The 22830-nt window shown below is 63.9% G+C and carries 20 protein-coding genes; 7 read left to right on the top strand and 13 right to left on the bottom strand.

Features of this window, described 5'->3' with window-relative positions; all coding sequences use genetic code 11:
• Positions 1-51 precede the first annotated feature (51 nt).
• The 6 genes from JN279_RS30815 (at position 52) to JN279_RS30840 (ending at position 6672) form a co-directional block, all read left to right on the top strand.
• Positions 52-1029 carry a BMP family lipoprotein gene (locus tag JN279_RS30815; protein ID WP_244734194.1) on the top strand — a complete coding sequence of 326 codons (978 nt, stop codon included), beginning with the start codon at positions 52-54 and terminating at the stop codon, positions 1027-1029.
• Between the two features lie 143 nt (positions 1030-1172).
• Positions 1173-2690 (top strand): ABC transporter ATP-binding protein, encoded by a 1518-nt coding sequence (locus tag JN279_RS30820; RefSeq protein WP_244734196.1) that lies wholly within the window; start codon positions 1173-1175, stop codon positions 2688-2690.
• Complete coding sequence (locus JN279_RS30825; RefSeq protein ID WP_096455345.1) at positions 2690-3730, top strand: ABC transporter permease; 1041 nt, start codon at positions 2690-2692, stop codon at positions 3728-3730. The genes JN279_RS30820 and JN279_RS30825 overlap by 1 nt, the downstream gene beginning before the upstream one ends.
• Positions 3718-4701, top strand: a complete 984-nt coding sequence (locus tag JN279_RS30830) for an ABC transporter permease (RefSeq protein ID WP_096455343.1) — start codon at positions 3718-3720, stop codon at positions 4699-4701. Before JN279_RS30825 ends, JN279_RS30830 begins: the two co-directional genes overlap by 13 nt.
• 13 nt (positions 4702-4714) lie before the next feature.
• Positions 4715-5728, top strand: a complete 1014-nt coding sequence (locus JN279_RS30835) for a nucleoside hydrolase (protein ID WP_096455341.1) — start codon at positions 4715-4717, stop codon at positions 5726-5728.
• Between the two features lie 11 nt (positions 5729-5739).
• Positions 5740-6672, top strand: coding sequence for a nucleoside hydrolase (locus JN279_RS30840; protein ID WP_096458847.1), 933 nt, complete (start codon positions 5740-5742; stop codon positions 6670-6672).
• Positions 6673-6697: 25 nt separating this feature from the next.
• Here the strand turns inward: JN279_RS30840 and fghA are convergent, their stop codons facing one another.
• Together fghA and JN279_RS30850 are read right to left on the bottom strand one after the other, a co-directional pair.
• Positions 6698-7570, bottom strand: a complete 873-nt coding sequence (gene fghA, locus JN279_RS30845) for an S-formylglutathione hydrolase (RefSeq protein ID WP_096458844.1) — start codon at positions 7568-7570, stop codon at positions 6698-6700.
• Between the two features lie 74 nt (positions 7571-7644).
• The gene (locus JN279_RS30850) at positions 7645-9714 is read right to left on the bottom strand and encodes an oxidoreductase (protein WP_096458841.1); all 2070 of its coding nucleotides are present in this window, start codon (positions 9712-9714) and stop codon (positions 7645-7647) included.
• A 281-nt stretch (positions 9715-9995) separates the two neighbouring features.
• On the opposite strand from JN279_RS30850, the gene argE reads away from it, so the two are divergent.
• Positions 9996-11162, top strand: coding sequence for an acetylornithine deacetylase (argE, locus tag JN279_RS30855; RefSeq protein WP_096455339.1), 1167 nt, complete (start codon positions 9996-9998; stop codon positions 11160-11162).
• Positions 11163-11174: 12 nt separating this feature from the next.
• On the opposite strand, the gene JN279_RS30860 is transcribed toward argE, so the two are convergent.
• The 11 genes from JN279_RS30860 to JN279_RS30910 form a co-directional block, all read right to left on the bottom strand.
• Positions 11175-12110 carry a LysR family transcriptional regulator gene (locus JN279_RS30860; protein WP_027045706.1) on the bottom strand — a complete coding sequence of 312 codons (936 nt, stop codon included), beginning with the start codon at positions 12108-12110 and terminating at the stop codon, positions 11175-11177.
• 50 nt (positions 12111-12160) lie between these two features.
• Positions 12161-13651, bottom strand: coding sequence for an aldehyde dehydrogenase (locus tag JN279_RS30865; protein WP_202351053.1), 1491 nt, complete (start codon positions 13649-13651; stop codon positions 12161-12163).
• Positions 13652-13690: 39 nt separating this feature from the next.
• Positions 13691-14365: a DUF1028 domain-containing protein gene (locus JN279_RS30870; protein WP_202351054.1), complete on the bottom strand. Its 675-nt coding sequence runs from the start codon at positions 14363-14365 to the stop codon at positions 13691-13693.
• Between the two features lie 4 nt (positions 14366-14369).
• Entirely contained in the window at positions 14370-14786 is a 417-nt protein-coding gene (locus JN279_RS30875) for a RidA family protein (protein WP_183456870.1), read from the bottom strand.
• A gap of 142 nt (positions 14787-14928) precedes the next feature.
• The gene (locus tag JN279_RS30880; protein ID WP_202351055.1) at positions 14929-16203 is read right to left on the bottom strand and encodes a flavin-containing monooxygenase; all 1275 of its coding nucleotides are present in this window, start codon (positions 16201-16203) and stop codon (positions 14929-14931) included.
• 147 nt (positions 16204-16350) lie between these two features.
• Complete coding sequence (locus tag JN279_RS30885; RefSeq protein ID WP_202351056.1) at positions 16351-17955, bottom strand: GMC family oxidoreductase; 1605 nt, start codon at positions 17953-17955, stop codon at positions 16351-16353.
• 39 nt (positions 17956-17994) lie between these two features.
• Entirely contained in the window at positions 17995-18798 is an 804-nt protein-coding gene (locus tag JN279_RS30890; protein ID WP_202351057.1) for an ABC transporter ATP-binding protein, read from the bottom strand.
• A gap of 13 nt (positions 18799-18811) precedes the next feature.
• Complete coding sequence (locus JN279_RS30895; RefSeq protein WP_244734198.1) at positions 18812-19624, bottom strand: ABC transporter permease; 813 nt, start codon at positions 19622-19624, stop codon at positions 18812-18814.
• A gap of 133 nt (positions 19625-19757) precedes the next feature.
• Entirely contained in the window at positions 19758-20747 is a 990-nt protein-coding gene (locus tag JN279_RS30900; protein WP_202351059.1) for an ABC transporter substrate-binding protein, read from the bottom strand.
• 332 nt (positions 20748-21079) lie between these two features.
• Entirely contained in the window at positions 21080-21823 is a 744-nt protein-coding gene (locus tag JN279_RS30905; protein ID WP_202351060.1) for an amino acid ABC transporter ATP-binding protein, read from the bottom strand.
• Positions 21820-22794, bottom strand: a complete 975-nt coding sequence (locus tag JN279_RS30910) for an amino acid ABC transporter permease (protein ID WP_096455323.1) — start codon at positions 22792-22794, stop codon at positions 21820-21822. The genes JN279_RS30905 and JN279_RS30910 overlap by 4 nt, the downstream gene beginning before the upstream one ends.
• Positions 22795-22830: the final 36 nt, after the last annotated feature.

The raw sequence follows: 22830 nt of genomic DNA on the forward strand, positions 1-22830 counted from the left end.
TGAAAAAAGCTGAAGTGGAATAACATGACAAGGGCGCTCAAGAGTTTGTTTATGGCCGGCACGATGCTGGCTGTTTCGTTGGGATCGGCCGCCGCACAGACCAAGGTTTCGGTGGCCGCCATCTCTGGATATTTCGCACAGGGCTTTGGCGTTTCGATCGTCAACGGCCTCAACAAGGCCAAGGCTGATTTCGGCATCGATCTCAAGCTGGTCGACACCGGCAATCGCGCTTTGGACTATCAGGAGCAGTTCGAGAACCTCGCCAAGGGCAAGCAGTACGACCTCATCTTCGTAATGGGTTGGGAACTGGTGGATTCGCTGCAGAAGGTCAGCAAGGAATACCCCGACCAGCGCTTCGTCTTCATCGATGGCGTGCTCGACAATCCCAAGATGATCTATGCCAATTTCGCCGAGGAACAGGGCTCCTTCGTCGCCGGCGCGCTGGCCAGCATGATCGAGGCCAAGGGCAGCGAATTTCCCAAGATCGGCGACGGCAAGGCAATCGGCTTCGTCGGCGGCCGCGACATCCCGGTCATCCGCAACTTCCTCGGCGGCTACGAGCAGGGCGCCAAATACGCCGCGCCCGATGTGAAGGTGAACTCCGTCTTCGCCGGCACCTTCGATGATCCGGCCAAGGGCAGCGAGCTTGCCCAGGCGCTCTACGGCCAGGGCTCCGACATCGTCTACAACGTCGCCGGCCCGACCGGCGAAGGCGTGATGCAGGCAAGTGCCGCCGCCGACAAATATTCGATCGGCGTCGATATCGACATGTGCGGCACGGCTCCCGGAAATGTGCTCGGCAGCATGCTGAAGCGCGGCGACATCGCCGTCTACACGCTGATCAAGGACGAGGTCGGGGGCAACAAGGTCACCGCCGGCACCCGCACCTTCGACCTGGCGTCGGGCGGCGTCGAGTTCAAAGTCTGCGACGACATCGCGCCGAAGATCCCGGCCGACGTGACCACCAAGCTGGACGAGATCAAGAAGGGCATCCTCGACGGCAAGATCGTGATCGCCAAGGCGAAGTAAGCCAGCAACAGCGCATCCCTCCCAAGAACGCGCTACACTGATCCGCCGCGGCTTGCCGCGGCGGATCAGTGTCCAGTCTGCCAATCTGCGAGAGCATCGTGTCGAACGCGCCGGGGTCCCCGACCCTTCACAGCACAGTAGCGATGGCCGTCGAGTTGACAGGCATCACCAAGCGTTTTGGCGCCTTTGTTGCCAATGACGGCATCGACCTTGCCGTGCGCCGGGGCGAAATCCACGCCATTATCGGCGAGAACGGCGCCGGCAAGACGACGCTGATGAACATCCTGTTCGGCCTCCTCCAGCCGGACGAAGGCTCGATCCGGCTGAATGGCGAAGCGATAGTGGTCGCCGACCCGGCCGCCGCCATCAAGGCAGGGCTCGGCATGGTGCACCAGCACTTCAAGCTGGTGCCTTCGCTATCGGTCGCCGACAATGTCTTTCTCGGCATGGAGATCCGTCGTCACGGGCTGATCGACCATGCCGCGCAGATCGCGCGCACTGAGGAATTGTCGAAGCGTTTCGGGCTGCATGTCGATCCGACCGAGCGCGTCGGCCTGCTCTCGGTCGGCATCGAGCAGCGCATCGAAATCCTGAAAGTTCTGGTGCGCGGCGCCCGCACCATCATCCTCGACGAGCCGACCGCCGTGCTGACGCCGCAGGAAAGCCGCGAACTGTTCCAGACACTGCGCAGCTTCGTGGCCGAGGGCATGACCGTGATCTTCATCTCGCATCATCTGGAAGAGGTGATGGAGGTGTCCGACACGGTGACGGTGCTGCGCAACGGCAAGAAGGTGGCGACCCGCCCGACGTCGGAACTCAACAAGGACGAGTTGGTGCGCATGATGGTTGGCCGCGAAGTCAGTTTCGACCGGCGGCCACGCGTGGCGCTGCAGGGTGACGTGGTCCTTCAGGTCAAGGATCTGTGGGCGCGGGATGATCGCCGTCTGCCGGCTCTTCGCAACGTCAGTTTCACTGTCCGCTCCGGCGAAGTGGTGGGAATTGCGGGCGTCGCTGGCAATGGGCAGACGGAACTGGCGGAAGTGCTTTCGGGCCTGAGGCCGGCAAGCCATGGCGAAGCCTGGCTGAAAGGCCAGGACCTCACCACCCTCTCGCCCGCCGCGATCCGCGAAGCCGGCCTTGCCCATGTCCCTGGCGATCGCATGGTGCGCGGGGTCGATCGCAATGCGTCGATCGCGGCAAACACGCTGATGGGCCGCCAGCACCGCGCGCCGTGGAGCCGCAACGGTGTGCTCGACTGGAAGGCGATCGGCGGAAATGCCGGAGCGCTGATCAAGAGCTTCGACATTCGTGCGCAAGGAGCGGGCGATGCCGTCAAGCGGCTTTCCGGCGGCAATATCCAGAAGGTCGTGCTGGCGCGCGAATTCACCAATGGCGCCGACTTCCTGCTGATCGACCAGCCGACGCGCGGCGTTGATATCGGCGCCCAGGAGGCCATCCATGACGAGATCATGCGCCAGCGCGCGGCCGGCCGGGCCATCCTCTTGATTTCCGTGCAGCTCGACGAACTGGCGGCGCTCGCCGACCGCATCCTGGTGATGTTCAACGGGCGGATCATGGGCGAAGTCGCCGGCGACGATGCCGACGAAGACAGGATCGGCATGATGATGGCGGGTGTTTCGCCGCAGCTGGAGCCCGCATGATGAGCGACCGTTTGCGCGCCTTTTCCGGCCAGATCATCGCCGTCGGCGTAGCCTTGCTCTTGGGGGCGATCATCATCCTCCTGGTCGGCGAAAGTCCGATCCATGTCTTGATGACGCTGCTGCGCGGCGCCTTTGGCGACCAGGAAAAGATTGCCGGCACGCTGCTGCAGACGACGCCGATCCTGATCTGCGGCGTCGCCGCCTGCATCGGCCTGCGCGGCGGCATGTTCAATGTCGGCATCGAGGGTCAGCTGTTCCTCGGCGGTTTTGCCGCCGCCTGGGTCGGCTTCAGCTTTTCCCTGCCCGCTGGCATCCATATGCTGGCGGCGCTGGCGCTCGCGGTCGTCGCGGGTGCTGCCTGGGTTGCCATCCCCGCCTTTTTCCGCGCCCGATACAACACCAACGAGGTCGTCTCGACGATCCTGTCGAACTACATCGCGGTGCTGCTCACCTCCTACTTCACCATCTTCCTGTTCAAACGGCCCGGCGGCTGGTCGGAGACGCCGCCGATCCTGGCGACGGCCTATCTGCCCGAGATTTTTTCCTTCTCGCGGCTGAACTGGGGGCTGTTCATCGGCCTGGCGCTGGCGGTCGGCGTCGCGCTGATCTTCCGCTACACCAGCTGGGGCTATGGCGTGACCATGGTCGGCTCGGCGCCGAAATTCGCCGAATATGGCGGCGTCAACGTGAAACGGCAGGGCTTTGTCGTGCTGCTGCTTTCAGGTGCCGTCGGCGGCCTCGCCGGCGGCGTCGAGACGCTCGGCGTGCATCACCGTTTCATGGAGGGCTTTGCTCCCGGCTTCGGCTTCGACGGGCTGATCGCCGCCCTGCTCGCCAATGGCTCGCCGGTTGCCACCATCGTCACGGCGCTGTTCTTCGGCGCGCTTCGCAGCGGGTCGCTGCTGCTCGAGGTCGACACCAGCGCCTCGCGCGAAATCATCACCGTCATCCAGGCGCTGATCATCCTTAGCGTCTCGGCGCAGGTCCTGATCAAACGCCGCGGCGACAGCCAGGCGGGGGAGCGGCGATGGAAATTCTAGACAAGCTCATCAACGTCGCGCTGATCGCCGCGACGCTTCGCACCACCGCGCCGATCCTGCTGGTGGCGCTCGGCGGGTCGTTCACCACCAAGGCTGGCATCTTCAACATCGGCCTCGAAGGACAGATGCTGGCCGGCGCCTTCTTCGCTGTCATCGGCTCGATCTGGACAGGTTCGGCATTCGCGGGGGTCGCCTGCGGCGTCGCCGCGGCCCTTGCCTTCGCGCTTGCCTTTGCCGTGCTGGTGGTGACGTTCCGGGCCAACGAAGTTGTCGTCGGGCTGGCGCTCAACATCCTTGCCGGCGGCATGACGATCTCGTTGATGAAAGCGATTTTCGGCACACGCGGATCGATCGTCGGTCACGGCATTGTCGGCCTGCCCAAGGTGCAGATACCCGGCGCCCAGGCGCTGCTCGGGTCATGGGCGCCGCTGATCTCGGGCTTCACGCCGATTGTCTACGTCGCCTTCATCGCCGTGCCGCTGCTGGTGCTGTTCTACAACCGCACCCGGCTTGGGCTCTATATCCGCGTCGTCGGCGAAAAGCCCGAAGCCGCGGAAGCACTCGGCATTTCGATCACCCGCGTCCGCTACATCGCCTCGCTGCTGAGCGGATTGCTGGCGGGGCTGGCCGGCGCGCATCTGTCGCTCGGCTACATCACCATGTTCACCGAGAACATGTCCTCGGGCCGCGGTTTCATGGCGGTGGCCATCCTGATCTTCTCCAATGGCGATCCGCTGAAGGTGCTGGCCGGTTGCCTTTTGTTCGGCTTCGCCGATGCCTTCTCGCTGCGCCTGCAGACCTTCGGTTTCCCGTCCTATCTGGTTCTCACCGTGCCCTATGTCGTCGCGCTGACGGCGCTGTTCGCACTGTCCTACCGGGCACGGCCGAAAATCATCAAGGAGACGCTGGCCTCGATGCAGAAACTTCTGTCGGTGGACAGGAACAGCGCCCCGGTCGACAAAAATCCCTAGTGAAGGAACTCTCATGGAACGCATAATCCTCGACGTGGATTCTGCCGGCGACGACATTCTCGCCGTGCTGTTTGCCGCGGCGAACCCGAATATCCGGCTCGAAGGCGTCACCACCGTGACCGGTGCGGCAGGCCCGATCGAACAGGTCACCAATGTCGTGCTCAACACGCTGACGCTGGCCGGGCGCGACGACGTTCCGGTCCATGCCGGCGCCTGGCGGCCGATCGTCGGCAACGCCAAGGCCGACATGGAAGCGCCGGTGCATTTCGAGAAGCGGCTGGTTGCCCGCTTCGGCGACCGGCTGAAGAAATTCAACCCGCCGGCGCCGCCGCCCGTCCGCCCGGCAACGCCGGGGCACGCGGTCGATTTCATCATCGAGACAGTCATGGCCAATCCCGGCGAGATCACGCTGGTGACGACGGGGCCGCTGACCAATGCGGCGATGGCGCTGCTTCAGGAGCCGCGCCTGACGGGCGCGTTGAAGCGGCTCTTGGTGCTTGGCGGCAATTTCCAGACACCCGGCAACATCACGCCGCTGTCGGAATACAACATCTGGGCCGACCCCGAAGCTTCACGCATCGTGCTCAACGCCGATGTCGAGAAGATCCTGGTACCGCTCGACATCTGCGAGGACAACCGCGTCGCCGCCTCGATGCTGACGCGCGATGACATCGCCGACATGCATGCCGTTGCCCGCAAGAACGCCGTCTTCGACATGATCGCCGACAGCTTCCCGATCTACATCGATATCTGGCGCGAGTTCTTCGACCTCGTCGGCTTCCCGATGGACGACGTCATCACCGTGGCTTTGGCCTTCGACCCCAGCCTCGCCACGATGACCGAACCGCTCTTCGTCGATGTCGTGCTGGACGGGCGTCTCGCGCGCGGACAGACGGTTGCCCATCGCGGCCGGCAATTGCTGCCCGGCGGCGGGCCTAAGACCACGCGCATCTGCACCGATCTCGACGGCCGCCGCTTCCTGAACATCTTCAAGCAAACCATCGCGCGCTACGAACAAGCCGCGTGAGGACCGCCAAAATGACCATTGCAACTCCCATCCTGTTCGACTGCGACCCCGGCCATGACGACGCCATCGCGCTGGTCATGGCGCATCGCTCGCCGGCTATCGAATTGCTCGGCGTCACCACCACTTGCGGCAATGCCGAGGTCGAGAAGACGACGGCCAATGCGCTGCGCATCCTGGAGTATATCGGCGCCGGCGACGTGCCGGTCGCGCAAGGCTGTCACCGCCCGCTGGCGCGGCCGCTGGTGCTTGGCACCGCCGACGGTCCGAGCGGCCTCGAAGGCTCGCCCTATCTGCCGCAGGCGACGATCAAGCCGGTCGACCAGCACGCCGTCGATTTCCTGGCCGACAAGCTGCGCGCCTCGCCGGAACCGATCCTGGTCGTCGCCACCGGCCCGCTGTCCAATATCGGCCTGATGATCCTCAAGCATCGCGACGTGCTGCCCAAGATCAAGGAATTGATCTGGATGGGCGGCGTGTTCTACCGCAAGAGCGAGATCATCACGCCGACGGAGTTCAACGCCTTCTGCGACCCGGAGGCGCTGAAGATCGTGCTGGACAGCGGCGTGCCGATCCTGATGGTCGGCCTCGATGTCACCATGCAGGTGCTGATCGAGGCGCCGCAATATGCCGAGCTGGCGACGATCGACACGCCGCTCGGCAAACTGGTCAACGACTGGCTGCTGTTCTACGAGAAGCTGCACCGCAACTCGATGGGCGTCGGCGGCGCCATGCACGATCCGCTGGCACTGGCGCTGGCCATCGACCCGACGCTGGTGCGCACGCGTCCGGCCCATATCGGCGTCGATTTGTCCGGCACCTATGCGTTCGGCGCGACGGTCGCCGATTTCTGGAGCGAGCGCGGCGAGAAGGACAATGCCCGTATCGCCCATGAGGTCGATGCGGACCGTTTCTTCAAGCTGATGTTCGACCTGCTGCGGGATTAAACCTGCTGGGGGCTATCCCAATGGTTCAGCGTGACCCGGTGCCGAGAACCGGGTCAGACAATCTTTCGGCATGCCATCGCAGATGGTCATCCATGAATGTCGAAATGAAGAAATACGAGTGGTCGTAGCCATCCTGCATGCGCAGGGTCAGAGGGATGCCGGCCTTGGCGCAGGCCGCTTCCAGCAGCCAAGGCCTCAGCCCGTCCTTGAGAAAGCCGTCCGACGTTCCCTGATCGACGAAAAGCTCGGAGAAGCGATGGCCATCCTCGATGAGCAAGGTGGCATCGTAGCCCCGCCATGACGCCTCGTCGGCGCCGAGATATTTTTCGAGGGCGGGCCGCGACCAGCCGGCGGTGCTCGGTTGCACGATCGGCGCGAAGGCCGAGCAGCTTTTGAAGCGCTCGGGATTTTTCAGCGCGATCGTCAGCGCACCATGCCCGCCCATCGAGTGGCCGAAGATCGCCTGGCGCGTCATATCGGCCGGAAATTCCTGGGCGATCAATGCCGGCAATTCCTCGGTGACATAGGAATACATGCGGTAGTTCGTGGCGTAGGGTGCTTGCGTCGCGTCGACATAGAAGCCGGCGCCGCAACCGAACTGCCAATTGTCCTTCTCGTCGGGAATGTCGGCGCCGCGGGGGCTGGTGTCGGGACAGACGACGATCAGGCCAAGCTCGGCGGCCATGCGCCTGTACCCGCCCTTGTCCATGACATTGGCATGGGTGCAGGTCAGGCCGGAGAGGTACCATACGACAGGGCAAGGCTTTTCACCGGCCTGCGGCGGCACGAATACGGCGAATGTCATGTCGCAGGCACAGGCATCCGAAGCATGGGAATAGACGCCCTGCACGCCGCCATGCGACTTGGCCGAGGAGATGGTCTTCATCCGGTCCGACATGTTCTTCTTCTCCGCCATCGGCAAACGTCACGGCCGCCTGTCTAAGGACCACGGGTGCCAGGCGCAAGTCCCGCCTATTCCGCCGCCAGGGCCGTCACCTCCCGCCGGAACGGCAGCGCATCGCCGATATCGTCTTCGTCCAGCTCACGCGCGAAGCGGTGGCCGGCATAGGTCGCCCAGGCGATCGGCCCCGGCGCCTCGGCATCGCCTATGACCTTGATCGAACTGATACCATTGTCGGCCCATTCGTCGCGCCGCGCCCTCAGCTCACGCCAGACCTGGTCGTCCTGCTGGCGCGACGTCACCAGCACCACGGCGTCGGCGGCAATATCGCGTTCGGCCCCAGTGTAGGCGCAGGCGGTGGCAACGCCTCCTTGCACGATGCGTGTCACGGTCCGGTTCAGCACGATCTCGACGCCGAGCCCCGCCAGACGGCGGTGGATGGCGCCCTGCTCCAGCGTGTTGCGGGTCCAGTCGGAGACATAGGCGGACGGCGTCACCAGCGTCACCTTGCTACCGTTGCGCGCCATCAGCTCAGCCAGAACGCCACCCATATAGTAGTGGTCGTCGTCGAACAGCACGACATTGCCGGTCGGCACGTTTCCAGCCATCAGATCGTCCGGCGTGTAGACCGGCATGGCCGGGTCGATCGGCATCGGCACGACATGGGCGCGCGCCACGCCGTCGCGGCGCCATGTCGAGCCGGTGGCCAGCGCGATGTTCTGAAAACCGAAGGCCAGTATGTCCTGCGCCGACAACCGGCTTTCGAAATAGATGTCGACATTGGACATCTGGCTGAGCTGGTACTGGCGATAGTCGCGCACGCGACCCCAGGCCGAGAGCCCAGGCAGGCGACACTCGCGCGCGACGCGGCCGCCGAGTTCGGTGCCGGCCTCGGCAATGGCCACCTGATAGCCGCGCAGGCCGAGCGCGCGGGCGGCCTCCAGTCCTGCGGGACCGGCGCCGACGATCAGCACGCTGTCGCTGTCGCCCTTGGCCTGCATGCGCTCGGGATGCCAGCCCTTGCGCCACTCCTCCATGAAGGTCGGGTTCTGCGTGCAGCGCGAGATCGACATGGTCATGTCGCCGGTGATGCAGATGTTGCAGCCGATGCATTCGCGGATGTCCTCGATACGCCCCTCCTCCACCTTCTTCGGCAGAAAGGGGTCGGCGATCGACGGGCGCGCGCAGCCGATGAAATCGAGCGTGCCGGACTTGATCATCCGGACCATCACGTCAGGCGAGGTGAAGCGGCCGACGCCGACGACCGGCTTTGAGGTCAGCGTCTTGATGCCGGACACCAGGCTCTCCTGCGCTGCCTCCTCCTTGAACCGCGACGGCCCCGAACAATCCTCCCAGGCGCCATGGGCCAGGTCCCAGAGATCAGGCAGATCGGCGTGCATTTCGATCATGTCGCGGACCTCGGAATTGGCAAAGCCCAACTCGCCGATCATCTCGTCCAGCGACAACCGCAGCGTCAGGCCACACGTGACGCCGATGGCATCGCGGCCTTCCTCGATCAGCTCGCGCATCAGCCGCGAGCGGTTTTCCAGCGAGCCGCCATATTCGTCGCTGCGTTGGTTGGTGGCGGTGGACAGGAAGTGCTGGATGATGCCGAAGCCATGCGCGCCATAGAGACAGACCAGGTCGAAGCCCGCCAGCTTGGCGCGTTTGAAGGCATTGCGATGCCAGCGCCTGAGGTCGCGTATATCTTGCTTGTCCATGGCGCGCGCCTGGACCGGATCGTTGGTGAAGGTGCGGATGGGCAAGGCCGACGGTCCGCGCGGCACTTCCTTGGTGTAGAGGTTGGGGCCGTTGATGCCGGAATAGGCCAGTTGGATGCCGGCCAGCGCGCCATGTTGGTGCATCGCCTTGGCCATCTTCGCCAGCGCCGGTATATCGGCGTCGTCCCACAGCCTGAGCTCGATGAAGGGTGTGATCTCCGAAGTGTGGTGCATCTCGGTCTGCTCGGTGAAGATGACACCCCAGCCGCCTTCCGACTTGATGCGCCGCATCTCGGCCGCGGCGGAAGGGTCGCGATAGCCGCCGCCATTGCAATGCGGCACCTGGTAGAAACGGTTCTTGGCGGTCACCGGACCGATCTTCACGGGCTCGAACAGAATGTCGTAGCGTGGATCACGCATGGTGTTTCCTTCCTGCCAGCGTCGCATCACGGCATGCGCGGCGATGGTTTTTCAGCCTTGGCGCAAGCCGGTCCGCCCGGTGGGTAGATGCGGTGAACCTACTCATAAGTTGCAGCGCGTGCCGGAAAACTACAGATTTCTTCTGTGCGGATTAGGACGCGCCTAATCCGCCCTTGCCGCCTGGATTAGCATCCGGTGAATCCCGGCTGAGCCAAATGCGACTTCAAGGCCGTGGTCGCGCGATGCTAGATAGCGCGCATGGCCAATGAGACGTGAGACGCATGGACAGCATCCAGATCCTTGAAAAGCTGATCGGCTTTCCGACGGTGAGCCGCGACTCGAACCTCGACCTTGTCGGCTACGTCACGGAGTTGCTTTCGGCACAGGGCATTGCCTGCCAGATCATCCGCAGCGCGGACGGCCATAAGGCGAACCTGTTCGCCACCATCGGACCGGCCGACGCTCCTGGCGTCATGCTGTCCGGCCATACCGATGTCGTCCCCATCGAAGGCCAGGACTGGACGCTGCCGCCTTTCGAGATGACCGCGCGCGACGGCAGGCTCTATGGCCGTGGTGCTGCCGACATGAAGGGTTTCGTCGCCTGCGCGCTTGCCGCCTGCCTCAAGGCCGCGAAAATGAGCCTGCAAACGCCCTTGCATCTGGCGCTTTCCTACGACGAGGAGATCGGCTGCATCGGCGTGCACAGCCTTATCGACATGCTGCGATCCGCGCCGCACCGGCCATTGCTGTGCATCGTCGGCGAGCCGACCAATATGCAGGTGGCAACCGGCCACAAGGGCAAGCTTGCGGCACGCGCCATCTGCAGGGGACGGGAGGGCCATTCGGCGCTGGCTCCCCTGGCGCTCAATGCCATCCATCTCGGCTGCGACTTCGTCACCGCACTGCGCCGGGAACAGGACCGGTTGGCCAGCGATGGCGCACGCGACGGCGATTATGACATTCCCTACACCACCGTCCATGTCGGCAAGATCAATGCCGGCGTGGCGCTCAACATCGTGCCGAACCTCTGCCAGCTCGATTTCGAGATCCGCAATGTCGCGGCCGACAATCCCGACCAAATCCTCGATAGCTTACGCGCCGAGGCGCAGCGTATTGCCGCTGCCGCTTCGGCGATCGCGCGGGAGGCGGCCATCGACATCGACATCACCAACACCTATCCGGGGCTGGACACGCCGGCGAATTCGCAGGCCGTCGCCTTCGTCAAGTCGCTGACCGGCGCCAACGACACCATGAAAGTCGCCTACGGCACCGAAGGCGGATTGTTCAGCCGCGACCTCGGCACGCCGACCATCGTGTGCGGACCGGGCTCGATGGCGCAAGGGCACAGGCCGGACGAATTCGTCAGCGTCGAACAGCTGCGCCGCTGCGACGACATGCTGGACAATTTGCTGCGGCGGCTTGCCGGACAACAGTTGCAGGTCGCCTGACCGGGGCTGCCGCTATTCCACGACCCGGCCGCTGCCGAACACGCCCTGTTCGACGACGAAACGGCGGCAGTGATCGATGAAGGCCTGCACCGTCTGGGTGCGGTGCTCGGCGTTGGGCAAGGCGACCCCCATGGTCAGAGGCCGCAAATCCCCCGCCAGCGGCACGAACACCAGCGGCTTGCCGTCCGGCGCCAGCGTGTTGAGCGGCCGCATGTTGGCAATGCCGTAGCCGAAGCCGTTCGCGACCATCGACCGCATCACCGCGATGTCGCCGGTGCGCTCGGCGATGTTGGGCCGGATGCCGCGCATCTGGAAGGCCGAGAGAAAATATTCGCGGCTGTATGGCAGGTCGAGCAGCACCATAGGCTCGTCGGCCAGCTCTTCCGTCGTGATCGAAGCCTTACCGGCGAAGCGGTGCCCTTGTGGCAGCATGACGTAGGCCGGCACCAGCATCAGCGGTTCGAACGTCGTGTCCTGCGACAGTTCGAGATCGTAGGTCAGCGCCGCGTCGATTTCGCCGCGCTGCAGCATTTCGAGTAGTTGACCCTGGTTGCGTTCGAACTGCCGGAACCGCACCTCGGGATAGGCGCGCTCGAACTTCATGCGCAGCGTCGGCATGACGATCTGCGCGAAGGTCAGCAGGCATCCGACCGCCAGCGGTCCGCGCACCTTCTCGGCGATGTCGCCGGCGATATCGTGCAGGGCGTCGGCGTCGGCCAGCAGCCTGGCGGCCTCCTTCAGGAAAACACGCCCGCCAGCCGTGAGCGACAGGCCATGCGAATGCTTGCGGACAAAAAGCTGGACGCCGAATTCGGCCTCCAGTTGCGCGATCGACGCCGAGATCGAAGGCGGCGAAACATTGACCTGCTCGGCCGCCTTGGTAATGGAGCCGGCTTCGCCGACAGCGACGAAATATTCCAGTTGTCTCAGGGTGAAGCGTAGCGGCATGGGCTTCTATGTTGCCGGTTTGGGCGCCGCGATCAAGCGCCCGCGCGGCTTCAGTACTTGATCCATGTCGTTTTCAGCGCGGTGTACTTGTCCAGCGCATGCAGCGACAGATCGCGGCCGAAGCCCGATTGCTTGACGCCGCCGAACGGCGTCATCGGGCTCAACGCATCGACCGTGTTGACGGAAACCGTGCCGGCGCGCAGCCGTCCGGCGACGCGGTGTGCGCGCGAAAGACTGTCGGTCCACAGCGATGCCGCCAGCCCGTAGGGGCTGTCATTGGCGATGCGGATGGCCTCCTCCTCATCGTCGAAGGCAATGACCGAAAGCACTGGTCCGAATATCTCGTCCCTGGCAATCGGATCGTCATGGGCGACATTGTCGAAGATGGTGGGCTGTATGAAGCTGCCGCGGCCGTTGACCGTGACGCGATCGCCGCCGGCGACCAGGCGCGCGGTCTTCTTGCCGGCCTCGACGAAGCGCATGACGTTGGCGGCGTGGCGGGCATCGACCATGGCGCCCATTTTCGAGGCCGGGTCGAGCGGATCGCCAGGCTGGGCGGCCGCCGCCCGCTCAGCCAATTTCTCCACGAAGGCATCCTTGATGGAGCGCTGCACCAGCAGGCGCGAATTGGCCGAGCAAACCTCGCCCTGGTTGAAGAAGATGCCGAACGCCGCCATGTCGGCGGCCGCATCGAGATCGCCGCAATCGGCGAAGACGAGGTTCGGGCTCTTGCCGCCCGTTTCGAGCCAGACCTGCTTCATGTTCGACTGACCCGAATATTGCAGGAACATCTTGCCGACCGAAGTCGATCCGGTGAAGGCAAGGCAATCGACATCCATATGGCGGCCGAGCGCCTGTCCGGCCGTCTCGCCAAGGCCAGGCACGACATTGAGCACGCCGGCGGGCAGGCCCGCCTCCATGGCGAGTTCCGCCAGCCTGAGCGCCGAGAAAGGCGACTGCTCCGCCGGCTTCAGCACCACCGAATTGCCCGCGGCAAGCGCGGGCGCGCATTTCCAGGTCGCCATGTCGAGCGGGAAATTCCATGGCACCACGGCACCGACCACGCCGAGCGGCTCGCGGCGTACCAGCACCAGATCGCTTGCGCCGGTCGGCGCCACTTCGTCGTAGATCTTGTCGATGGCCTCGCCATACCACTGGAAGATCGCCGCCGAGCCAGGGACGTCGACGGTCGCGGCATCCGTGACCAGCTTGCCCATGTCGAGCGACTCCAGCAGGGCAAGCTCCTGCAGGTTTTCGCGCAGCAGTTTTGCCAGCCGCAGCAGCACCTCCTTGCGGTGCGCCGGGCTCGTGCGCGACCAGACACCGGCCTCGAAACTGCGGCGCGCCGCGGCAACAGCCAGATCGATGTCTTCCTCGCCGCATGACGCCACCTCGGCCAGCGTTTCGCCGGTGGCCGGATTGATGCTGGCGAAGGTTCGGCCCGAACGCGCGGGAACCGTCTTGCCGTCGATGAACGCCTTGTCGCGAAAACGGATCGCCGATGCCTTGCCGATCCAGTCCTTGTGACTGAGTTCGCTCATGCGGACGCTTCCCCTATGTGCTGGCTACTCGCGTACTGGCTACTCGTCGCCCGGCACGCCGTAGCTCGGCGCATCGGACGGATTGATCGCGCGGGTCACATAGGCATCGAGTTGCGGCTTGTAGCGATCCCACAAGGCCGCCAGTTCCTCGATCGGGCAGGCCTCGCTCCAGTCGCAGCGCAGGTCCGCGACCGGCCAGGCGACCTCGCGCACCAGCTTCATGCCGGCGGAATGGACCGGACCCGCCTCGCCACCCGCCTTCAGCGCGGCGCGCATGGTCGCGATCAGGCGGTCGCCGAGATGCCCTTCCGAAGCCCGAAAGGCCTCGACCATGGCTTGCGGCACGCCGTCATGGGCCAGCATGTTGCCACCGCAGGCGACATTGTCCGAGCGCGCTTCCGCCCAGATGCCGAGCGCCTTGGGTCCGGAATGGATCGCCGTCGTCCCGGCGGCATCGACAGCCAGCACCTGCCGGTATTCGCTGTAGGCGCCGGTGCGCTTCAGGATGGCGACCGCCTCGGCGGCCGAGGCGCCGCGCGCCAGCAGTTCGAGCCCCCTTGTGCCAAGCGTTGGATCGGTGACGTTCTGGCTGGCGACCGCCCCCACGCCCGCCTGCGCGTAGGCGCAACGCGCCGCCACCGCCGGAGAGGAGGACGAGACCGCGACGCCGAACATACCGGTGCGGCTGCATCGCGCGACGATGGAGAAGGTCATGGCGTCAATCCGGGATTACGGCGGTGCCATCGATCTCGACCAGCCAGTCCGGCCGTGCCAAGGCCGACACGACGAGGCCGGTCGAAACGGGATGCACGCCTTTGATGTACTCGCCCATGGTGCGGTAGACCGCCTCGCGATGGCGCACGTCGGTGATGTAGACGACCACCTTGACCAGATGCTCCATGGTGCCGCCGCACTCCTCGATGAGTTGCCTGATGTTCTGCATCACCTTGTGCGTCTGCTCGGCCGGATCGTGGCTGTCGATATTCTTGGCGGTGTCGAGATCCTGCGGGCACTGGCCGCGCAGATAGACCGTGCGGCCGCCCCGCGTGACGACCGCCTGGCACAGATCATTGTCGAGCTTCTGCTCGGGATAGGTGTCCTTGGTGTTGAACTTGCGGATTCTCGTATGCGCCATCCTGGTCTCCATCAGATCGGGCTAGAGCGTTTCGCCGTTTCACGGAAACGGCAAACCGCTCTATCTTTTTGTTTTTACGCAATTCCGGACGGAAAACCGCTCACACTTTTCCTGGAATTGCTCTGGCAGTCGTCAGCGTTGGTCAGGCATCCACGGTCTCGCGCCGTGCCGCAGCGTGATAGGCCAGATATTTGCGCTGCGTCGAAATGCGGTCCGCGACATGCTTGGCATCGTGCCAGACGCCCCAGATGAAACTCGATCCCCTTCGCGACTGCCAGGGCAGGCCGAGAAAATAGATGCCGGGCTCGGTCGAGACGCCGCGCTGATGCCTTGGCCGGCCCTTCTCGTCAAAGGCATCGACCTTCAGCCAGCTGTAATCGACGGCAAAGCCGGTGGCCCAGATGATCGCCGTTACCCCGGCCTCGGCCAGATCGAGCTCACGAAGCGGGTTGGTCAGGCATTCCGGATCCGGGTCGATGCGACGGGCCGTGGGCTCCTCCGGAAGGTCGAGGCCGTTGCGCGCGACATAGGCGTCGGCCTCGTCGAGCAACGACATCAGGCTGGCGTCACCGCGGGCAATGTTCTTCGCCAGGTCGGGCGCGAAGGTCAGCACGCCGTCCTGATATGTCTTGGTCATGCCGACCAGGGTAAGCCCCTGCGCGGCCAGCCGACGGAAATCGATCGTCTCGCCGCCACGCGCGCCGCTCACCGCGATCGTGACGTGCTCCGTGCCGGGCCCTGGAGTTTCGAGGTCCCATTTGCCGAGAACGCCAAGCCACCAGCAGAAATCGCGCCCGCGATAGGCGCGCGGCGGGCGGTCGTGCGGACCGACCGAGAGGTAGACGCGCCGCCCAGAGCGCTGAAGCTCATCGGCTATCTGCACACCCGACGATCCCGCCCCGACCACCAGCACCGCGCCCTTCGGCAACTGCCCGGGGTTGCGGTATGCGCTGGAATGGATCTGCAGGAGATCTGCATTTGCAGGGACAAGAGCGGGGATGACGGGGACCTGGAAAGGTCCGGTCGCGGCGACGATGCTGTTGGCTTCGATCACCCCATCCGACGTCTCGACGCGGAATCCGGGCCGGCCGACATTTCTTTGCGCGAGCCTGACCTCGACGCCGCAGCGGATCGGCGCATTGATCTGCCTTGCATAGGCGGCGAAATAGTCGGCAACCTCCTCCTTGGAAGGAAAGCCGTCGGGACCCGTCACGGGAAATTCCATGCCCGGGAAACGATCATGCCAGGCCGGGCCATTGGCAACGAGCGAGTCCCATCGCTGCGAGCGCCAGCGCTCGGCAATCCGGCCGCGCTCGAGGACAAGATGCGGCACGCCGCATTTACTCAGATGCTCAGACATAGCCACTCCCGCCTGGCCACCGCCGACGACAAGCGTGTCTATTTTTTCCACTGGCATTTCTGCGTCCTTTCCCCCCAAGAGTTTCCGCGGATGCGAGGAGCTCAGTTCGTTGGTTTACTGGAGGGACTGATTAGCGAAAATTACGATTTCGCGTGGCAGTGGTTAGCTTGTCCCTAAATGCCCGGAGACGGGCCAATGCGAGACTTATGACAGCATCGCCCTGGCTGCTTTTTCGCCGATCATCATCGACGGCGCATTGGTGTTGCCGCCGATCAGCGTCGGCATGATCGAGGCGTCCGCCACGCGCAGATTGTCGAAGCCGCGCACCTTGAGGCCGGCGGGATCGACCACCGCCATGGCATCGTTGCCCATCTTGGCCGTGCCGACCGGGTGATAGACGGTGAGCGCCTCGGCGCGCAGATAGGCGAGGATTTCGTCGTCGGTGACGACATCGGGTCCGGGCAGGATTTCCGGTCCGCGAATATCGGCAAAGACCGGCGCAGCCAGAATGGAACGCGCGACCTTGATACCCTCGACCAGGGTCAGGGCATCCTGGCCGTCGCTGAAGAAGCGGTGATCGATCAGCACGTTGCGGCGGGTGCCGTCACGCTCAAGCGTGATTTCGCCGACGCTCCCGGGTCTCAACACACAGGTGTGCACGGCATAGCCGTGGCCATATTCGACGAGCCGGCCGCGATGGCTGCGGTAACCGGGAACAAAGTGGAATTGGACATCGGGAATATCGCCGGCATATTTCGTCCTGGCGAAGCCGCCGGCCTCGACATAGTTGGTCGTCAGCATGCCCTTGCGCCGGACGAAATACTGAAAGGGCGCGGCCAGCATCGCCGGCAGGTTGGCGAGCGACAGGCCGAGCGTCCTGGTGCTGTTCGATCGCACGGTGATCATGCCGTCGACATGGTCGCGCAAATTCTTGCCGACCCCGGGTACATTCATCACCGGCTCTATCCCGGCCGCCTTCAGTTCCTCGGCCGGGCCGATGCCGGACGCAAGCAGGATGCGCGGCGACCCGATCGCGCCGGCGCTCAGCACGACTTCGGCGCGGCAGGTCAGCCTTTGGACCGCGCCGTCCCTGATCACATTGACGCCGGTGACGCGTCCGCTTTCGACTGCCAGATCAAGCACCTCGACGCCTGACAGTACCTGGAGGTTCGGGCGGCTCAGAACCGGGCGGACGAAAGCGGTGTAGGCCGAGAAGCGCTGGCCCTTGTCCTGGGTTACATTGTAGATGCCGAGGCCGAATTGGCCGTCTCCGTTGAAGTCACGGTTTTCGGGCAGGCCTATGCTGCGCCCCGCCTCTACCCAGAGGCTGGATACGGCGTTGGGATCACGCGGATTGTCGACCAGCAATTCGCCGTCGAAGCCGTGATAGGCCGGGCTCTGCGACAGGAGATTCCGCTCCAGCGTCTTGAACACCGGCAGCACATCGGCATAGGACCAGCCGGCGCAGCCGAGTGCCGCCCACTCATCGTAGTCTTGTGCTGCGCCGCGGATATAGACCATCGAATTGATCGAACTCGACCCGCCGAGAAGCTTGCCGCGGTTGACCGGTATGCGGCGGTTGTTGAGCAGCGGCTGCGGCACGCCCTTGTAGCCGTAGTCAAAAGCCGGATTGCCGTAGAGCGAGAGGATGCCGGCCGGCACGCGCACCCTTGTGCGGTCGTCGCTGCCGCCGGCCTCGATGAGGCAGACGCGATTGGCTGGGTTGGCGCTAAGCCTGTTGGCCAGGACACAACCGGCCGAGCCCGCGCCGATGACAATATAGTCGAATTCCGCGGCTTCGATGCTCATGCCGTGCCTGTTTCGTGATCCACCCCGACGAGACGTCGCCTAGTGCTCGTCGTCTTCGTCGTTCTTCAACAGCTCGAGGATTTCCCGCTTCATGGCGATGAAGCTCGGCTCCATGACCAGGTCCATGCTGCGCGGACGCGGGAGGCCGACACGGATTTCCTTCTTGATCTGGCCGGGCCGGCCGGACATGACGAGCACCCGGTCCGCCAGCAGGATCGCCTCGTCGATGTCATGCGTGACGAACAGCACCGTCTTCTTGGAGTGGTCCCAGATCCTCAGCAAAAGCTTCTGCATGGAGTGGCGGGTCTGGCTGTCGAGCGCTCCGAAGGGTTCATCCATCAGCAGCACCTGCGGATCGTTGGCGAGCGCACGCGCGATCGCCACGCGCTGCTTCATGCCGCCCGACAGCTGCGAGGGATAGTGGTTGGCGAATTTCGCCAGGCCGACCTCATGCAGGAAATGCTCGACGATGGCCTTGCGTTCGGCCGCCGGCATGCTTTTCCGCTTCGGGCCGTATTCGACGTTCTGCGCCACGGTCAGCCAGGGAAACAGCGTATAGGCCTGAAACACCATGCCGCGATCGGGGCCCGGCTCGGTAACCGGCTTGCCGCCGACCGAGATCATGCCGCCGGTGCGCTCCTCCAGCCCGGCGATGAGATAGAGCAGGCTCGACTTGCCGCAGCCGGATGGGCCGACGATCACACAGAATTCGTTGGGCACGACATGAAACGAGATGCCGTCCAGCGCCAGCACCGCATTGTCGCCCTTGCCGTAGCGCAGGACCACATTGTCGATGCCGATGTCGGCGCTCTTCGGCTTCGTCGCGAGGGTCAGGGCGTCCATGTCGGCAAACTCCTCAATTGGCCCAGGGAGCGACGAGGCGGCGGATGCCCCGGAACAACTGGTCGGTGCAAAGGCCAAGGATGCCGATCAGGGCGATGGCCATGAAGATGACGTCGACCTGGAAGCCGCGCATCGCCTTGAGCGAAATGTAGCCAAGTCCGCTGCGCGCGGCGACCAGTTCGGCAACGACGAGATAGGTCCAGGCCCAGCCCATGGTGACGCGCAGCACGTCGAGCACGTTGGGAAGCGTGGCCGGAAAGACGATGTGGAAGACCGTGTCGCCGCGTTTCGTGCCGAGCGTATAGGCCGCATTGACGAGGTCGCGCTGAACGCCGCGGGCGCTGTCGGCGATCATCACCAGTTGCTGGAAGAAGATGCCGAAGATGATGACGGCCACGCGCTGTTCGATGCCGATGCCGATCCACAGGATGAACAGCGGTACGAAGGACGTCACCGGCAGATAACGGATGAAATTGACGAGCGGGTCGAGCGCCGCCTGGACGATGCGGTAGGTGCCCATCGTCAATCCAAGCGGCACCGCCACGACGCTCGAAATGACGAAACCGATCAGCACCACCTGGACGCTGGCCAGCACGTGCTCCCACAAGGAGCCGTCAAGCGCCATGTTGATGGTGGTGACCAAGACGGATTCCGGGCGCGGCAGGAACATTTCCTTCACCGCGCCGGAATAGGTCAAGGCGAACCAGCCGCCGATGACCGCGCCCCAGACCAGGACGCTGAGCGTTATGGAGAGAGGCCGCGACACGGCCTGAAAAGGCGTGGTGACAGCTTTCCAGGCGGATCGACCGGGCTGATTTTTATCCACGCTCGTGGTCACGATATGGCTGATGGGAGACGTTGCATTCGGTGCCAGTGTCACAGGGAAACCCTTTGGGCTGGATGGACCGCAGGCGCGAGGCTCGGCCCGCGGTCCAGCGAGCTCACTTCACGAGGTCAGATCACTTCGCGAGGAAGGACGTATCGACGAGGTCGTCGTATTTGATGTCCATCTTGAGCTTGCCGAAGCCGCCCCAGATATCGCCGCCGAGCTTGATCAGCTTGCCGGCTTCGCCACCCTCGCCACCGGCGAAGAACTGGGCATTGCGGTCCTTGCCGTAGAAGTTCACGCCCGCGGCGGAGGAGGCGAAGTCCTTCGGATCCTTGAGCCAGCCGCCGACGCCCTTGGCCATCACCTCATAGGCCTTCGCGGGATTCTCCTTGATGAACTCGTTGGCCTTGTAGAGGCCCTTCACCAGCGCCTCGACATCCCCGGGGTTCTTGGTGATGTAGTCGCAGTTCAGCGCCACCACATCGACGATCAGGCCGGGCGTCTTCGAGGAGTCGATCAGGACCTGGCCCTTGTTTTCCTTCTTGGCCAGCGTCAGATGCGGTTCCCAGGTGACGGCAACGGGAATACGATCGGCCATGAAGGCGGCAGCGGCGTCATCGGCCGTCATATTGGTGATCTTCACGTCGGTCTGGCTGAGACCGGCCTGCTTGAGCAGGATGTTGAACCAGAACTGCGACACCGAGCCTTCGTTCAGCCCGACTTCCATGCCCTTGAGGTCGGCGACGCTCTTGACTCCGCTCGGCGCCAGCACGCCATCGCCGCCATGGCTGTCGTCGAGGGCATAGACCGATTTGAAGCAGACATCCTTCGAGCGGTATTTCATGATTTCGTCGATGGTCGAGGCGCTGCCGTCGAGTTCGCCGGCGGCGACGGCCGCCATGTACATCGACGCTTCCTCGATGATTTCGAGCGAGACATCGAGGCCGCCCTCCTTGAAGTAGCCCATGTCGCGCGCAAGGAAGAGCGGGCCGTATCCGACCCAGGTCGTCATGCCCAGCTTCAAGCTGCCGGCTTCGGCGTGGAGGCTCACCGAAAGCGCGCTCAGGGCAATGCCGGCCGCCAGCGCGGCACGGCGAAACTTCGAGATTATTGTCGTCATCACGTTCCCCTGTCTTTTTCTGAGGTCAGGCGCTTTCGGCGCCAAAACAACCCGCTTCGGACGCATCGCCGAAGGCTGCCGCCTGACGTTCTTTTTGTTCTCTTTCAGCCGGCGGATGGAGCAAAGCACGCTGTGTGCGATGCACAAATAATGATTTTCGATAATTCTGCTTAGGCTGGGCCTAACCAGGCCGGCGCTGGCCGCGCTCGGGCCTCAGGCGCATGCATGACGGCCTCACTGTCGAGGCGGCCGTGCGAAGAAAACGGGCGTTCGCAGCGACCCCTGGAGGCCGTGCCGGCAGAGCATTTCCGCCGAAGCGGCGGAACGCGCGGTCAGTGTTTCAAGATCTGGCTGAGGAACAATCTGGTTCGATCGTGGCGTGGCTGGCCGAAGAATTCGTCCGGCGTGCCGGCCTCGACGATCTGGCCGGCGTCCATGAAGATGACCCGGTCGGCCACCGCGCGGGCAAAGCCCATTTCATGCGTCACGCACACCATGGTCATGCCGTCGCGGGCAAGTTCCGTCATGGTGTCGAGCACCTCCGAGACCATTTCCGGGTCGAGGGCGGAGGTCGGTTCGTCGAACAGCATGACCGCCGGTTGCATGCACAGGCTGCGGGCAATCGCCACACGCTGCTGCTGGCCGCCGGACAGCTGGATGGGGAACTTGTTCGCCTGCTCGGGAATGCGGACCCGCTCGAGGAACTTCAGCGCGGTCTTGCGCGCCTCCTTTTCCGGCACGCCCTTCACCCACATCGGGCCGGCCATGCAGTTCATCAGCACCGTCATGTGCGGAAACAGGTTGAAATGCTGGAACACCATGCCGACGTTGGAGCGCACGTCGGCGACGTTGCCCATCTTGCCATGCAGGGCGACGCCGTTGACGGTGATATCGCCCTCCTGATGCGCCTCCAGGCGATTGAAGCAGCGGATGAGCGTCGATTTGCCGGAACCCGAAGGCCCGCAGATGACGATACGCTCGCCCTTGTGGACGGTCAGGTTGATGTCCTTCAAGACATGAAAGGCGCCGTACCACTTCGATACGTTGCGCGCTTCGATGATGACATGAGCGTTCATCTGACCTTGCTCCTGCGGTAGTGCCGCTCGATCCGCGCCTGGATCAGTTCGAGGCAGATGGACAGCATCCAGTAGATCATCGCGGCCGAAATCAGCATCTCCATGTGCTGGAAAGTCTTCTGGCCGAGGGTGCGCGCCAGGAACATGAGCTCCCACACGCCGATAACCGAGACCAGCGAGGAATCCTTCAGCATCGAGATGAACTGGTTGCCGGTCGGCGGAATGATGACCGGCAGCGCCTGCGGCAGGATGATACGGCGCATGGTCAGCGCGAAGCCGAAGCCCATGGAACGCGACGCCTCCCACTGGCCGCGATCGATGCTCTGTATGCCGGAGCGGAAGATCTCGGTCATGTAGGCGCCATAGCAGAGCGAAAGCGCCAGGATGCCCGCAGGCACCGCATTGATGACAAAGCCGAGCTGCGGCAGGCCGAGATAGATCAGGTAGACCTGCATGAGCAGCGGAAGGCCACGGAAGAAGGAGGTGTAGAAGCTGGCGATGGCGTAGGCGAAGCCATTGCTGGAGAGCTTGGCGACCGCGCCGGCGACGGCGATGACGGAGGCGATGACGATCGAGATCGCCGAGACGTAGAGCGTGGTGACGACGCCCTGGCCGATCAGGAACGGCAGCTTCTCCCTGATGAAGGGCAGGCTGAGATGGAAGGTCTCGAAGAAGGCGATGAACAGCAGCAACAGTTCGAGCCAGACGATGCCGATCTGGAACTTGATCGGCGCGAAACCGATCAGCACGACGTTCAAGGTGAAGATCACCGCTATGGCGAAAGCAATGGCAAAGCGGCCGTAGAGGCCACTCACCGACGGTTCGCCGATCACCGGACGCATCAGTTCGGCGAAGCTGGTGCCCGCCATGTTGAAAGCCATGAAGAGAACCAGAACGACGCCGAACATAGTCGCCACGAACCAGGGTTTGTGGACGAGGATTTCGGCTTCGACGGTATCGGGATAGAGCATCTTTGAGCACCGGCTGTTCGGCGGCCTGCCCCGAGG

Source organism: Mesorhizobium sp. 113-1-2 (genome assembly GCF_016756475.1).
GTDB lineage: Bacteria > Pseudomonadota > Alphaproteobacteria > Rhizobiales > Rhizobiaceae > Mesorhizobium > Mesorhizobium loti_C.